General features: G+C 69.0%; 12 protein-coding genes. 6 read left to right on the plus strand and 6 right to left on the minus strand.

What is annotated here, in order from left to right:
* Positions 1–100 precede the first annotated feature (100 nt).
* Complete coding sequence (locus AB0D27_RS35985) at positions 101–1,627, minus strand: S8 family serine peptidase (RefSeq protein ID WP_362517029.1); 1,527 nt, start codon at positions 1,625–1,627, stop codon at positions 101–103.
* Positions 1,628–2,002: 375 nt separating this feature from the next.
* Here AB0D27_RS35985 and AB0D27_RS35990 point away from each other — a divergent pair, with 375 nt between their 5' ends.
* The 3 genes from AB0D27_RS35990 to moaA all read left to right on the plus strand — a co-directional run bounded on the left by AB0D27_RS35990 (position 2,003) and on the right by moaA (position 5,110).
* Positions 2,003–2,359: a DUF485 domain-containing protein gene (locus AB0D27_RS35990; protein ID WP_362517032.1), complete on the plus strand. Its 357-nt coding sequence runs from the start codon at positions 2,003–2,005 to the stop codon at positions 2,357–2,359.
* On the plus strand, positions 2,356–3,975 hold the full coding sequence (locus tag AB0D27_RS35995) for a cation acetate symporter (protein ID WP_362517035.1): 1,620 nt from the start codon (positions 2,356–2,358) through the stop codon (positions 3,973–3,975). Before AB0D27_RS35990 ends, AB0D27_RS35995 begins: the two co-directional genes overlap by 4 nt.
* Before the next feature lie 145 nt (positions 3,976–4,120).
* A complete protein-coding gene (moaA, locus tag AB0D27_RS36000) occupies positions 4,121–5,110 on the plus strand; it encodes a GTP 3',8-cyclase MoaA (RefSeq protein WP_362517038.1) in 990 nt (329 codons plus the stop codon).
* Here the strand turns inward: moaA and AB0D27_RS36005 are convergent.
* Together AB0D27_RS36005 and AB0D27_RS36010 are read right to left on the minus strand one after the other, a co-directional pair.
* Positions 5,107–5,352, minus strand: coding sequence for a hypothetical protein (locus AB0D27_RS36005; RefSeq protein ID WP_362517041.1), 246 nt, complete (start codon positions 5,350–5,352; stop codon positions 5,107–5,109). The genes moaA and AB0D27_RS36005 overlap by 4 nt on opposite strands.
* A 308-nt stretch (positions 5,353–5,660) precedes the next feature.
* The gene (locus AB0D27_RS36010) at positions 5,661–6,056 is read right to left on the minus strand and encodes a DUF3099 domain-containing protein (protein ID WP_362517121.1); all 396 of its coding nucleotides are present in this window, start codon (positions 6,054–6,056) and stop codon (positions 5,661–5,663) included.
* A 247-nt stretch (positions 6,057–6,303) separates the two neighbouring features.
* Between AB0D27_RS36010 and AB0D27_RS36015 the strand changes: the two genes are divergently transcribed.
* Positions 6,304–6,579 (plus strand): GlsB/YeaQ/YmgE family stress response membrane protein, encoded by a 276-nt coding sequence (locus AB0D27_RS36015; RefSeq protein ID WP_362517044.1) that lies wholly within the window; start codon positions 6,304–6,306, stop codon positions 6,577–6,579.
* Between the two features lie 174 nt (positions 6,580–6,753).
* Here AB0D27_RS36015 and tyrS read toward each other — a convergent pair whose 3' ends face one another.
* From tyrS to AB0D27_RS36030, 3 genes are read right to left on the minus strand one after another with little or no spacing between them, the layout of a single operon-like run.
* Positions 6,754–8,022: a tyrosine--tRNA ligase gene (gene tyrS / locus AB0D27_RS36020; protein WP_362517047.1), complete on the minus strand. Its 1,269-nt coding sequence runs from the start codon at positions 8,020–8,022 to the stop codon at positions 6,754–6,756.
* 44 nt (positions 8,023–8,066) lie between these two features.
* Positions 8,067–9,461 carry a metallopeptidase TldD-related protein gene (locus AB0D27_RS36025; protein ID WP_362517050.1) on the minus strand — a complete coding sequence of 465 codons (1,395 nt, stop codon included), beginning with the start codon at positions 9,459–9,461 and terminating at the stop codon, positions 8,067–8,069.
* Positions 9,458–10,981, minus strand: a complete 1,524-nt coding sequence (locus AB0D27_RS36030; RefSeq protein WP_362517053.1) for a TldD/PmbA family protein — start codon at positions 10,979–10,981, stop codon at positions 9,458–9,460. Before AB0D27_RS36030 ends, AB0D27_RS36025 begins: the two co-directional genes overlap by 4 nt.
* Before the next feature lie 577 nt (positions 10,982–11,558).
* Here AB0D27_RS36030 and fabG point away from each other — a divergent pair.
* Both fabG and fabI read left to right on the plus strand, forming a co-directional pair.
* On the plus strand, positions 11,559–12,263 hold the full coding sequence (fabG, locus tag AB0D27_RS36035) for a 3-oxoacyl-[acyl-carrier-protein] reductase (protein ID WP_189187409.1): 705 nt from the start codon (positions 11,559–11,561) through the stop codon (positions 12,261–12,263).
* Positions 12,264–12,268: 5 nt separating this feature from the next.
* The gene (gene fabI, locus AB0D27_RS36040) at positions 12,269–13,036 is read left to right on the plus strand and encodes an enoyl-ACP reductase FabI (RefSeq protein WP_362517056.1); all 768 of its coding nucleotides are present in this window, start codon (positions 12,269–12,271) and stop codon (positions 13,034–13,036) included.
* Positions 13,037–13,201: the final 165 nt, after the last annotated feature.

The raw sequence follows: 13,201 nt of genomic DNA on the forward strand, positions 1-13,201 counted from the left end.
GGAGCGCCTACGAACCAGGAGGCATATGGATCTCTGATCAAAGCCGGGCGGTTGATCCGCCCGGCCCAGGCCGCCTGTCCTTCCAGGAGCGCTACTCCGGTTACTTGACCGCTCGCAGCGCGTTGACGATCCCGGCTCCGTAGAAGCCGTTCACGCGCTTGCCGCCCGCGCAGGTCGCGTCCACCACACCGTCCCCGTTGCCGTCGTACGGGTCGGTCGGGCAACCCGGGTTGTCCGCCTGCGCCTTGAGCAGCGCCTGGAGCTGGGCCGGGGTGGCCCAGGGGTACTTGGACTTCAGCAGCGCCGCGACGGCTGCTACGTGCGGAGTCGCCATCGATGTGCCCTGCAGGTAGCCGTACTGGTTGTTCGGCAGCGTGGAGAGGATACGGCCGTTCTTCGACGGCGTGTCCGGGATCTGGTACTTGTCGCCGCCCGGCGCCGCGACGTCGATGACACCGTCGCCGTAGCTGGAGAAGTAGGACTTGGCGCCCTTGACGCCGGTCGAGCTGACCGTGACGACGCCCGGCAGCTGGGTCGGCACGTCGAAGCACTGGTGCGGGTCGACCGTGCGGGGCACCGCGGTCGAGTCGTCGGGGCTGGAGTCGTCGACGATCGCGTCCGAGTCGAGGTCGTCGTTGGAGTTGCCCGCCGCCGCGACGTTGAGGGTGCCCTTCTTCTGGGCGTACAGCTGGGCCCGGTTCACCGCGTCGACGATGGCCCTCTGGTCGGGGTCGTCGAGGCAGTTGTAGAGCCACGGGTCGACGTAGTAGCTGTTGTTGGTGATCTCGACGCCGTGGTCGGCGGCGAACACGAAGGCGCAGACGACGCTCTCCGGGTAGAACAGCTGGGTGGAGTCGGGCTCGGCCACCGTGATGCCCGCGACCTTCACACCGGGCGCGACACCCGCGACACCGACGCCGTTGCGGGCCGCCGCGATCTCGCCCGCGACATGTGTGCCGTGGTAGTGGTCGGCGTCCACGGGACGCCAGGCGCCGTACGTGGTGTCCGCCTTGCCGCCCACGCAGTTCGCGGACTGCGAGGCGGAGAAGTTCGGGGCGATGTCCGGGTGGGTGTCGTCGACGCCCACGTCGATCACGGCGACCGTCACGTTCTTGCTGCCCGGATTGATGTCGGCGGCCTTGTCGGCGCCTATCGCGCGCAGGTCCCACTGGTCGGCCTCGAGCGGCTCCTCGCCCGAGGTGGCGCTCGAGGACACCTTGGCGGCCTCGGCGGCCGACAGCACCTGTGCCGCACCCTCGTCCGTCGTCCCCGCCGGGGTCAGCGGCGACGTGCGCGTGGCGCCGGCCGACTGCACCCCTCGTACCGCCCGGATCTGCTTCCCGAAGTCCGGGTTGGCGGAATGGACGACGATCACACCGATCTGCTCGTACGCGATGACGACGCTGCCGCCGGCCGCCGTGATCGCCTTCTTCACCGACTCGATCGTCTGATGGTCCGCCTTGGTGTTGACCACGTACGCGAGGTTCGGGCCGTCCGCGGTCGTCGCGGCGGGCGCGGTGAGCGGCGCGGCCGACGCGGCGCCCGGCAGGAAGCCCAGCGAGGCGGTGAGGGACAGAACGACGGGCACCGCGAGGGCGAGGCGACGTCTGGAACGCAGATGAGCCATGGGATCTCCATATCACCTGGAAAACGGAGCTGCCCGAACACAGGTGGTGCCCGGGCAGGTACATGACGGAGTGGTGCAGGCCGAAGCTATCCCCCCTCCGACCTGGCCAGCAATGACTTCCGGCGATGACTTCGGAAAGAAGTCGGGGGAGTTGAACCGGTCCACGCGTGGCGCCGTGACCTTGGGCAGGGGGCCCGAGGACGATCGAGCCCTCTGTCGGATCACATACGGGAGCCGTACTCTCACACCCGGTTACGTGATCCATGTCACTTGTGAGGTCAACACCGCGTGTCCGTTCCCAAGCCGTCCCCGTCCGCGAGTTCCGACTCGCCCCCGTCCACCGTCGCAACCGCACCCGTAACGCGAGGAGACACCGTGGCCACCGACGCACAGCCAACCTCGAAAGCCGGTCCCCCACTTCCCTCCACGGAGGAGTTCGTCGAGGTGCAGGGGAGCGCCGAGTTCGGTGAACTGCGCCACTCCTACCGCTCCTTCGCCTTCCCGCTGACCGTCGGCTTCATCGCCTGGTACCTGCTGTTCGTCCTGCTCTCGAACTACGCGGACGACTTCATGGGCACCAAGCTGTTCGGCAACATCAACGTCGCCTTCGTGCTCGGCCTCGCCCAGTTCCTCACCACGTTCCTCATCGCCTGGTGGTACTCGCGGTACGCCAACTCGAAACTCGACCCCAAGGCCGAGGCCATCAAGTCCCGGATGGAGGGTGGCGCATGAGCCCCGCGATCATTCTGGCCGCCGGCGAGGCCAGCCGGCACCGCCCACTGATCATCAGCCTGTTCGCGGTGTTCGTCGCCGCGACCCTCGTCATCACCGTCTGGGCGGGCCGACAGACCAAGAGCGCCGCGGACTTCTACGCGGGCGGCCGTCAGTTCACCGCCTTCCAGAACGGCCTCGCCGTCTCAGGCGACTACATGTCCGCCGCGTCCTTCCTCGGCATCGCGGGCGCCATCGCCCTCTTCGGATACGACGGCTTCCTGTACTCCATCGGCTTCCTGGTCGCCTGGCTGGTGGCCCTGCTCCTGGTCGCCGAACCGCTGCGCAACTCCGGCCGGTACACGATGGGCGACGTCCTCGCGTACCGCATGCGCCAGCGCCCGGTCCGTACGGCCGCGGGCACCTCCACGATCGTCGTGTCGATCTTCTACCTGCTGGCCCAGATGGCGGGCGCGGGCGTCCTGGTCTCGCTGCTCCTCGGCATCACCAGCGACGCCGGCAAGGTCGGCATCGTCGCCCTCGTCGGCGTCCTGATGATCGTTTACGTCACCATCGGCGGCATGAAGGGCACCACCTGGGTACAGATGGTCAAGGCGGTCCTGCTGATCATCGGCGCCCTGCTGCTCACCTTCCTCGTACTGCTGAAGTTCAACTTCAACATCTCCGACCTGCTCGGCAAGGCCGCGGACAACAGCGGCAAGGGCTCGCCCTTCCTGGAGCCCGGCCTCAAGTACGGCGCCACCTCCACCACCAAGCTGGACTTCATCTCCCTGGGCCTGGCGCTGGTCCTCGGCACCGCGGGCCTGCCGCACATCCTGATCCGCTTCTACACGGTGCCCACGGCCAAGACCGCGCGGAAGTCGGTGAACTGGGCGATCGGCCTCATCGGCGCCTTCTACCTGATGACCCTCGCCCTCGGCTTCGGTGCCGCCGCACTGATCAAACCGGCCGAGATCATCGCCTCCAACAAGGCGGGCAACACGGCGGCACCCCTCCTGGCGCTCCATCTGGGAGGCGTCGACTCCAACTGGGGCGCCATCCTGCTCGCCTCCATCTCCGCCGTCGCCTTCGCCACGATCCTCGCGGTCGTCGCCGGTCTGACGCTGGCCTCGTCCTCCTCGTTCGCGCACGACATCTACGCGAACGTCATCAAGAAGGGGCAGGCCACCGAGAAGCAGGAGGTCAGTGCCGCGCGCTACGCGACGATCGCCATCGGTGCCGTCTCCATCGGCCTGGGGGCCCTCGCCCGCGACCTGAACGTCGCCGGTCTCGTGGCACTCGCCTTCGCGGTGGCCGCCTCCGCCAACCTGCCGACCATCCTCTACAGCCTCTTCTGGAAGCGGTTCACCACGCAGGGCGCCCTCTGGTCGATCTACGGCGGTCTGGTCACCGCGGTCGGCCTGGTGCTGTTCTCGCCGGTGGTCTCGGGCAAGCCCACTTCGATGTTCCCGGACGCCGACTTCCACTGGTTCGCGCTGGAGAACCCTGGGATCATCTCCATCCCGGTCGGCTTCCTGTTGGGCTGGCTCGGCACGATCCTGTCCAAGGAGGAGCCGGACACCGGCAAGTACGCCGAGCTGGAGGTTCGCTCGCTCACGGGCACCGGAGCGCACTGAGACCGCACCGCTCACGGCCGCGTCGTAGATCCCTACGACGCGGCCGCGTCGTACCTCGTGGGATCGGGCCGCTGTTGATGTCGGTGCCGTCACGTAGGCTCGACGGTGTCTGATACATATGATCCGCTTCGAGGGAGGGGGCCACGTGCTCATCGACACTTATGGCCGAGTGGCCACCGACCTGCGCGTCTCGCTGACCGACAGGTGCAATCTGCGGTGTACGTACTGCATGCCCGAAGAGGGCCTGCAGTGGCTGGCGAAGCCCGATCTGCTCACGGACGACGAGATCGTCCGCCTGATAGACATCGCGGTCACCAGCCTCGGCATCACCGAGGTCCGCTTCACCGGCGGCGAGCCGATGCTGCGCCCCGGCCTGGTCGGCATCGTCGAGCGGGTCGCCGCGCTCGCTCCCCGCCCCCAGATGTCCCTGACGACCAACGGCATCGGGCTCAAGCGCACCGCGACGGCCCTGAAAGCGGCGGGCCTGGACCGAGTGAACGTCTCGCTGGACACCCTGCGCCCCGACGTCTTCAAGACCCTCACCCGCCGTGACCGCCACAAGGACGTCCTCGACGGCCTCGAGGCGGCCCGCGACGCCGGCCTGACCCCGGTCAAGGTCAACTCCGTCCTCATGCCGGGACTGAATGACGACGAGGCGCCTGACCTGCTCGCCTGGGCGGTGGAGCACGACTACGAGCTGCGCTTCATCGAGCAGATGCCCCTGGACGCCCAGCACGGCTGGAAGCGCGAGGGCATGGTCACCGCCGGTGACATCCTCACCTCACTGCGCACCCGCTTCGAGCTCACCGAGGAAGGCGCCGGAGAGCGGGGTTCCGCTCCCGCCGAGCGCTGGCTCGTCGACGGCGGCCCGCAGCGCGTCGGCGTGATCGCCTCGGTCACCCGCCCGTTCTGCTCGGCCTGCGATCGCACGCGCCTGACGGCCGACGGCCAGGTCCGCACCTGCCTGTTCGCCACCGAGGAGACCGATCTGCGCGCCGCCCTGCGCTCGGACGCCCCCGATGAGGAGATCGCCCGCATATGGCGGCTCGCGATGTGGGGCAAGAAGGCGGGCTCGGGCCTGGACGACCCGTCGTTCCTGCAGCCGGAGCGCCCGATGTCGGCGATCGGCGGCTAGGAGCCCTCCGGGGACTCCCACTCCTCCAAGAGGACCACGTCCTTCAGGAACCCCCGCACGCCGAGGAACTGGGACAGATGCTCGCGATGCTCCTCGCACGCGAGCCACGTCTTCCTGCGCTCCGCAGTGTGCAGCTTCGGGTTGTTCCAGGCGAGCACCCACAGAGCGTCGGCGCGGCAGCCCTTGGCCGAGCACTGCGGAGTACTGGGGGCAGGGGAGGCATCGGGGAGCGGGAGATTCACGCCTCAACCCTAAGCGGCCTTGCGCACCGTCCCGAACGGCTGGGAACGGGTCCGAACGTCCCCGAAATGGCGACGCCGAGCAGCCACGGGGGGAGCTGCCCGGCGTCGGTCCGTCGCTCCGACGGGGGATGCGGAGCGCGTACGAAGTATGTCACGGGTAACCCATCGCCCGGCACCTGAACAACATGATTGATCTGAGCTTTTCTTGAGCTTGGCACACGGCTGGATTCCGTTTTCGGAGGATCCTCCGTGGTCAGATCGGGGTCAGGTCGGAGTCAGATCGGGGTCAGGTCGGAGTCAGATCGGGGTCAGGTCGGGGTCACGTCCGGTCGTGCGGCGCGCTCCGCGGACGCGTCCCGGTCAGCCGCGACGTCCTCCGGAACGGGTTCCGTAAAACCGTCCTCCAGCGGCGGAGCGATCATCGGGGGAGTGGGAACGGTGACGAACGTCGTGGGAAGCGACGGCGCGTTCTCCCGGCCCGCGTTGGCGATGACCACGGCGATGTAGGGCAAAAGCGCCCCGAGTACCAGCGCGACGAGCGCGACGTGCCGCTCGACGTTCCACAGGGTGGCCGCCAGGATCACGGCGACGGTACGGACGGACATCGAGATGACATAGCGGCGCTGCCGTCCGCGTACGTCCTCGTCCAGTCCCTGCCTGGCTCCGGTGATCCGGAAGACCTGGCCGTTGCTCTGCTTCCTGATCACGTGCCACACACCTGCCTCTGTCGGACGCTCCCCGGTCCGTTACGCGGTCCGAACCCGGTCAAGGAAGCAGGCCCGAACAAGTTCCACGTTACGCCGCGGCTGCGCCGCGTTCGAGAGCGGGGCATGTCCTGACGGGGTGGACATGGTGCGTCGTAGCGCGTACGGCTCCGCCCGACATGCGCCGTACGGCGGGCAGCCCGACACTGGCCGTACTGGTCACGTAGAGCCGTACAAGGAGGCAGACATGGGCTGGTTGTGGGCGATCATCGTCGGATTCGTCCTGGGCCTGCTGGCCAAGGCGATCATTCCGGGCAAGCAGCACAGCCCACTCTGGCTGACCACCATCTTCGGCATCCTCGGCGCCATCGTCGGCAACGCGATCGCCCGAGCCATCGGAATCGCCGAGACCAGGGGCATCGACTGGGGCCGGCACGGACTCCAGCTCGCGGCGGCGATCGTCATCGTCTTCCTCGGCGACATGCTCTACATGGCGGTGCGGGGCAACAAGGCGAGGGCCTGACGGGACGGCTTGGCGGTACGGCTGCACGGTTGCACGGCTCCGGCGGTACGCGGCCCGCAAGGACTGGCGGTACGGCTCTGCACGGCTGGCCGGTACGCCCGTACGGCCGGGCGGAACGACGCAGGGGGCGGCCCGTAACGGAACCGCCCCCTGCGCTCAGGCACTGCAGACGCCTCAGGCGCCCGTGACCTCCACCGCGGCCAGGTTCTTCTTGCCCCGGCGCAGCACCAGCCACCGCCCGTGCAGCAGATCCTCCTTGGCGGGGACCGCGTCCTCGGCGGCGACCTTCACGTTGTTCACGTACGCGCCGCCCTCCTTGACCGTGCGGCGCGCCGCCGACTTGCTCGCCACCAGGCCGACCTCCGCGAAGAGGTCCACGACCGGTCCGAGCTCGGCGACCTGGACGTGCGGCACCTCGGAGAGAGCCGCGGTCAGCGTCCTCTCGTCGAGCTCGGCCAGCTCACCCTGCCCGAAGAGGGCCTTGGACGCGGCGATCACGGCGGCCGTCTGGTCGGCGCCGTGCACCAGCGTCGTCAGCTCCTCGGCGAGCGCGCGCTGCGCCGCCCGGGCCTGCGGACGCTCCTCGGTCTGCTTCTCCAGCTCTTCCAGCTCCTCGCGGGACCTGAAGGAGAGGATGCGCATGTACGTAGAGATGTCGCGGTCGTCGACGTTCAACCAGAACTGGTAGAACGCGTACGGCGTCGTCATCTCCGGGTCGAGCCAGATGGCGCCGCCCTCGGTCTTGCCGAACTTGGTGCCGTCCGCCTTGACCATCAGCGGCGTCGCCAGGCAGTGCGCCGTGGCGTCCGGCTCCAGGCGGTGGATCAGGTCCAGGCCCGCCGTGAGGTTGCCCCACTGGTCGCTGCCGCCCTGCTGGAGCGTGCAGCCGTACCGTCGGTACAGCTCCAGGAAGTCCATGCCCTGCAGCAGTTGGTAGCTGAACTCCGTGTAGCTGATGCCCTCCTGGGACTCCAGGCGCCGGGCCACGGAATCCTTCGTCAGCATCTTGTTGACGCGGAAGTGCTTGCCGATGTCCCGCAGGAACTCGATGGCCGACAGACCGGCCGTCCAGTCCAGGTTGTTCACCATCACCGCGGCGTTCTCGCCCTCGAAGGACAGGAACGGCTCGATCTGCCCGCGCAGCCGGTTGACCCAGTTCGCGACCGTCTCCGGGTCGTTCAGCGTGCGCTCTGCCGTCGGGCGCGGGTCGCCGATCTGGCCGGTCGCCCCGCCGACGAGCGCCAGCGGACGCAGACCCGCCTGCTGAAGCCGGCGCATGGTGAGCACCTGCACCAGATGACCGACGTGCAAGGAGGCGGCTGTCGGGTCGAAACCGCAATAGAACGTGACGGGACCGTCCGCGAGCGCCTTGCGCAAAGCGTCCTCGTCAGTGGACAGGGCGAACAGCCCCCGCCACTTCAGCTCGTCGACGATGTCCGTCACGGTTCTCGTATCTCCTTGGGTGGTCACATGAATCAGGTACGAGGTTATACGCCCTGACTGACAGAGCTCATATTGAAGTCCGGCACCCGCAGGGCCGGCATCGCAGCCCTAGTGAACCAGTCGCTCCACTCCCGGGGCAGCGTCTTTTCCGTCCGGCCCGCCTCCGTCGCCCGTCCCAGCAGGTCCACCGGCGACTCGTTGAACCGGAAGTTGTTCACCTCGCCGACGACCTGGCCGTTCTCGACGAGGTAGACGCCGTCCCGGGTCAGCCCGGTCAGCAGCAGCGTCGCCGGGTCGACCTCGCGGATATACCAGAGGCAGGTCAGCAGCAGACCGCGCTCGGTGGCGGCGACCATCTCCTCCAGGGAGCGGTCCTGGCCGCCGTCCAGGATGAGGTTGCCGATCGACGGAGCGACCGGAAGCCCGGTCAGCCCGGCGCTGTGCCGGGTGGTGGACAGGTGCTTGAGCTCGCCCTCGCGGATCCACTCGGTGGCGTTGAGGGGGAGCCCGTTGTCGAACACGGACGCGTCGTCGCCCGAGGAGTGCGCGAGGACGAAGGGGGCGGACTCGAGGCCCGGCTCGTTCGGGTCGCTGCGCAGGGTCAGCGGCAGCTCGGTGAGCTGCTCGCCGACGCGGGTGCCGCCCCCCGGCTTGCTGAAGACGGTCCGGCCCTCGGCAGCGTCCCGGGCGGCGGCGGACCACATCTGGTAGATCAGCAGATCCGCCACAGCGGTCGGCGGGAGCAGCGTCTCGTAGCGCCCGGCGGGCAGGTCGATACGGCGCTCGGCCCAGCCGAGCCGTACGGCCAGCTCCGCGTCCAGCGCCGCCGGATCGACGTCCTTGAAGTCCCGCGTCGACCGCCCCGCCCACGCCGACCGGGTACGGTCCGGGGACTTGGCGTTGAGCTCCAGCGTGCCCTTGGGCTGGTCGTGCCGCAGGCGCAGTCCCGTCGACGTACCGAGATAGCTGGAGACGAGCTCGTGGTTGGCGAAGCCGTACAGCTCGCGCCCGCCCGCCCGCGCGCGGGCGACCGACTCACCCAGCGCCGGCGCGAAGTCCGCGAACACGGCGGACGAGGTCTCGGCCGGCGCGTCCGTGAAGTCGGGGGACTCCGGTACGCCCGTGACCAGCGGCTGGGCGTCCTCGGCGGGACCGGCGCCACGCGCGGCGGCCTCGGCGGCCCGCACCAGCGGCTCCAGCTCGTCGGCGGTCACGGCCGAGCGCGAGACCACGCCGGACGCGGTGCCCTCGCGGCCCTCGACGGTGGCGATCACGGTCAGGGTGCGCCCGCGCGTGACACCGTTCGTGGTCAGCGCGTTGCCCGCCCAGCGCAGGTTCGCGGTCGACTCCTCGTCGGCGATCACCACACAGCCGTCGGCACGGGACAGTTCGAGGGCGCGCTCGACGACCTCGTGCGGCTTGTTCGTACGAGCGGTCATCGACCCGCCTCCTGCGTGGTGTTGAGGATGTTCACGCCCTTGAAGAGGGCGGACGGGCAGCCGTGCGACACCGCCGCGACCTGGCCCGGCTGGGCCTTGCCACAGTTGAAGGCACCGCCCAGGACGTACGTCTGCGGGCCGCCCACCGCGGCCATCGAACCCCAGAAGTCGGTGGTCGTCGCCTGGTATGCGACATCGCGCAGCTGGCCGGTGATCCTGCCGTTCTCGATCTTGAAGAAGCGCTGTCCGGTGAACTGGAAGTTGTAGCGCTGCATGTCGATGGACCAGGACCGGTCGCCGACGACGTAGATACCCCGGTCGACGCTGCCGATGAGGTCCTCCGTGGACAGCCCCCCGGGATCCGGCTGGAGCGACACGTTGGCCATGCGCTGCACGGGCACATGCCCGGGGGAGTCGGCGTACGCGCATCCGTTGGAGCGCTCGAAGCCGGTGAGCCTCGCGATGCGCCGGTCCAGCTGGTACCCGACGAGCGTCCCGTCCTTGACGAGATCCCAGGACTGCCCCGCCACGCCCTCGTCGTCGTACCCGATGGTCGCGAGCCCGTGCTCGGCGGTGCGGTCCCCGGTGACGTTCATCAGCTCGGAGCCGTACTTCAGCTTGCCCAGCTGGTCGAAGGTGGCGAAGGACGTACCGGCGTACGCGGCCTCGTAGCCCAGCGCGCGGTCCAGCTCGGTGGCGTGTCCGATGGACTCGTGGATGGTCAGCCAGAGGTTGGAGGGGTCGACGACGAGGTCGTACACGCCCGCCTCGACGCTCGGCGCCCGCATCTTCTCGGCGAGCAGCTCCGGGATACGCCCGAGCTCGGACTCCCAGTCCCAGCCGGTGCCCATCAGGTACTCCCAGCCGCGCCCTACCGGCGGCGCGATGGTCCGCATCGAGTCGAATTCGCCGCTCGACTCGTCGACGGCGACGGCGGTGAGCTGCGGGTGCAGCCGCACCCGCTGCTGGGTGGTGACGGTCCCGGCGGTGTCGGCGTAGAACTTGTTCTCGTGCACGGTCAGCAGCGAGGCGTCGACGTGATTGACGCCGTCGGCTGCCAGCAGCCGGGCACTCCAGTCCGCGAGCAGCCCGGCCTTCTCCTCGGCCGGCACGGAGAAGGGATCGATGTCGTACGAGGAGATCCACGTCTGCTCGGTGTGCACCGGCTCCTCCGCCAGCTCCACACGCTCGTCGGACCCGGCGGCCTTGATCACCTGGGCCGACAGCTTCGCCATCGCCACGGCCTGCGACGCCACCTTCGCGGCGGCGTCCATCGTCAGATCCACGCCCGACGCGAACCCCCAGGTGCCGCCGTGCACCACCCGCACCGCGTACCCCAGGTCCGTGGTGTCCGACGACCCGGCCGGCTTGGCGTCCCGCAGCCGCCAGGCCGCGCTGCGCACCCGTTCGAACCGGAAGTCCGCGTGCTCGGCGCCGAGGGCACGAGCGCGTGCCAGTGCGGCGTCGGCCAGGGCGCGCAGCGGTAGCGCCGTGAAGGCTTCGTCGATGGAATGAGGCACCGAGGTCTCCCTGCTGTCGTGGCCTGTCGGGTCCGATCATGTCGCGCGGGCAGGCCCGGCGGCCACGTCTTTCCGATGGCGGCACAGGTTTCGGTCGGCCGACGACGGCTTTCGATCCGGCCGACGACGGCGTTCCGTTCCGTCAGCCATGGCCTTGGGTCCGGCCGACGACAGCTTCCCGTCCGGCCGTCGACCGGCTTCCGGGTGGTGGGCCACGACTCGCGGTCCGGCCGACGACGGCGTTCCGTTCCGTCAGCCATGGCCTTGGGTCCGGCCGACGACGGCGTTCCGTTCCGTCAGCCATGGCCTTGGGTCCGGCCGACGACAGCTCCCCGTCCGGCCGTCGACCGGCTTCCGGGCGGTGGGCCACGACTCGCGGTCCGGCCGACGACGGCGTTCCGATCCGTCAGCCACGGCTTTGGGTCCGGTCGGCCGCCGCTTTCTGTAGGGATCCGACAGGGAGTCCCCGGTGCCACTGTCGGTGCCCGATTCTTCGCGTGGCGGAGTGGACCGATAGGTTTTCGAGGAAGGCGCCTGTCTTGCAGGGGTTCCAGTCCGCTATCGAAAGGGTGATCCGTTGAGCCGCTCGGTTCTCGTCACCGGAGGCAACCGGGGCATCGGCCTCGCCATCGCCCGCGCGTTCGCCGACGCCGGCGACAAGGTCGCGATCACATACCGTTCCGGTGAGCCGCCGGCCGGCTTCCTGGCTGTCAAGTGCGACATCACCGACACCGAGCAGGTGGAGCAGGCATACAAGGAGATCGAGGCCGAGCACGGCCCGGTCGAGGTCCTGGTCGCCAACGCCGGTGTCACCAAGGACCAGCTCCTGATGCGCATGTCCGAGGAGGACTTCACCTCGGTCATCGACACGAACCTCACCGGCGCCTTCCGCGTCGTCAAGCGCGCCAACCGCGGCATGCTGCGCGCGAAGAAGGGCCGCGTCGTCCTCATCTCGTCGGTCGTCGGGCTGCTCGGCTCGGCGGGGCAGGCGAACTACGCCGCCTCCAAGGCCGCTCTGGTCGGTTTCGCGCGCTCACTCGCCCGGGAGCTCGGCTCGCGCAACATCACCTTCAACGTCGTCGCGCCCGGTTTCGTCGACACGGACATGACCCAGGCGCTCACCGACGACCAGCGTGCGAACATCGTGTCGCAGGTGCCGCTGGGCCGGTACGCGCAGCCCGAGGAGATCGCCGCGACGGTGCGGTTCCTCGCCTCGGACGACGCCTCGTACATCACTGGAGCCGTCATTCCGGTTGACGGCGGACTGGGAATGGGTCACTGATCACCATGAGCGGAATTCTCGAGGGCAAGCGCGTCCTGATCACCGGTGTGCTGATGGAGTCCTCCATCGCCTTCCACACCGCCAAGCTGGCCCAGGAGCAGGGTGCCGAGATCATCCTCACCGCGTTCCCGCGGCCCACGCTGACCGAGCGCATCGCCAGGAAGCTCCCCAAGCCCACCAAGGTCATCGAGCTCGACGTCACCAACGACGAGCACCTCGCCCGGCTGGCCGACATCGTCGGCGAGGAGCTGGGCAGCCTCGACGGCGTCGTCCACTCCATCGGCTTCGCGCCGCAGGACGCCCTCGGCGGCAACTTCCTGAACACGCCGTTCGAGTCGGTCGCCACGGCCATGCACGTCTCGGCGTTCTCCCTGAAGTCGCTGACCATGGCCTGCCTGCCGCTGATGCAGAACGGCGGCTCGGTCGTCGGCCTCACCTTCGACGCGCAGTACGCATGGCCGCAGTACGACTGGATGGGCCCGGCCAAGGCCGCCCTGGAGGCCACCAACCGCTACCTCGCCCGCGACCTGGGCAAGCAGAACGTGCGCTCCAACCTCATCTCCGCGGGCCCGATCGGCTCCATGGCCGCCAAGTCCATCCCGGGCTTCAGCGAGTTGGCGGCCGTGTGGGACTCGCGCGCGCCCCTGGAGTGGGACCTCAAGGACCCGGAGCCGGCGGGCCGCGGTGTCGTCGCCCTGCTGAGCGACTGGTTCCCGAAGACCACGGGCGAGATCATCCACGTGGACGGCGGTCTGCACGCGATCGGCGCGTAAGCGCTTGCGCAAGCGCTCGGTCAACCGCTTGCGCAAGCGGTTGCGTAAGCGCTTATGTAAGCGCTTAGGCACGACATCGACGCCCCATTTCCCGCAACGCGCGGGAAGCGGGGCGTCACCCATTTGGCCCACCGGTCGGGCGGAGACCGCCGGTAACGGCGCACT

Source organism: Streptomyces sp. NPDC048415 (assembly GCF_040651675.1).
Lineage (GTDB): Bacteria > Actinomycetota > Actinomycetes > Streptomycetales > Streptomycetaceae > Streptomyces.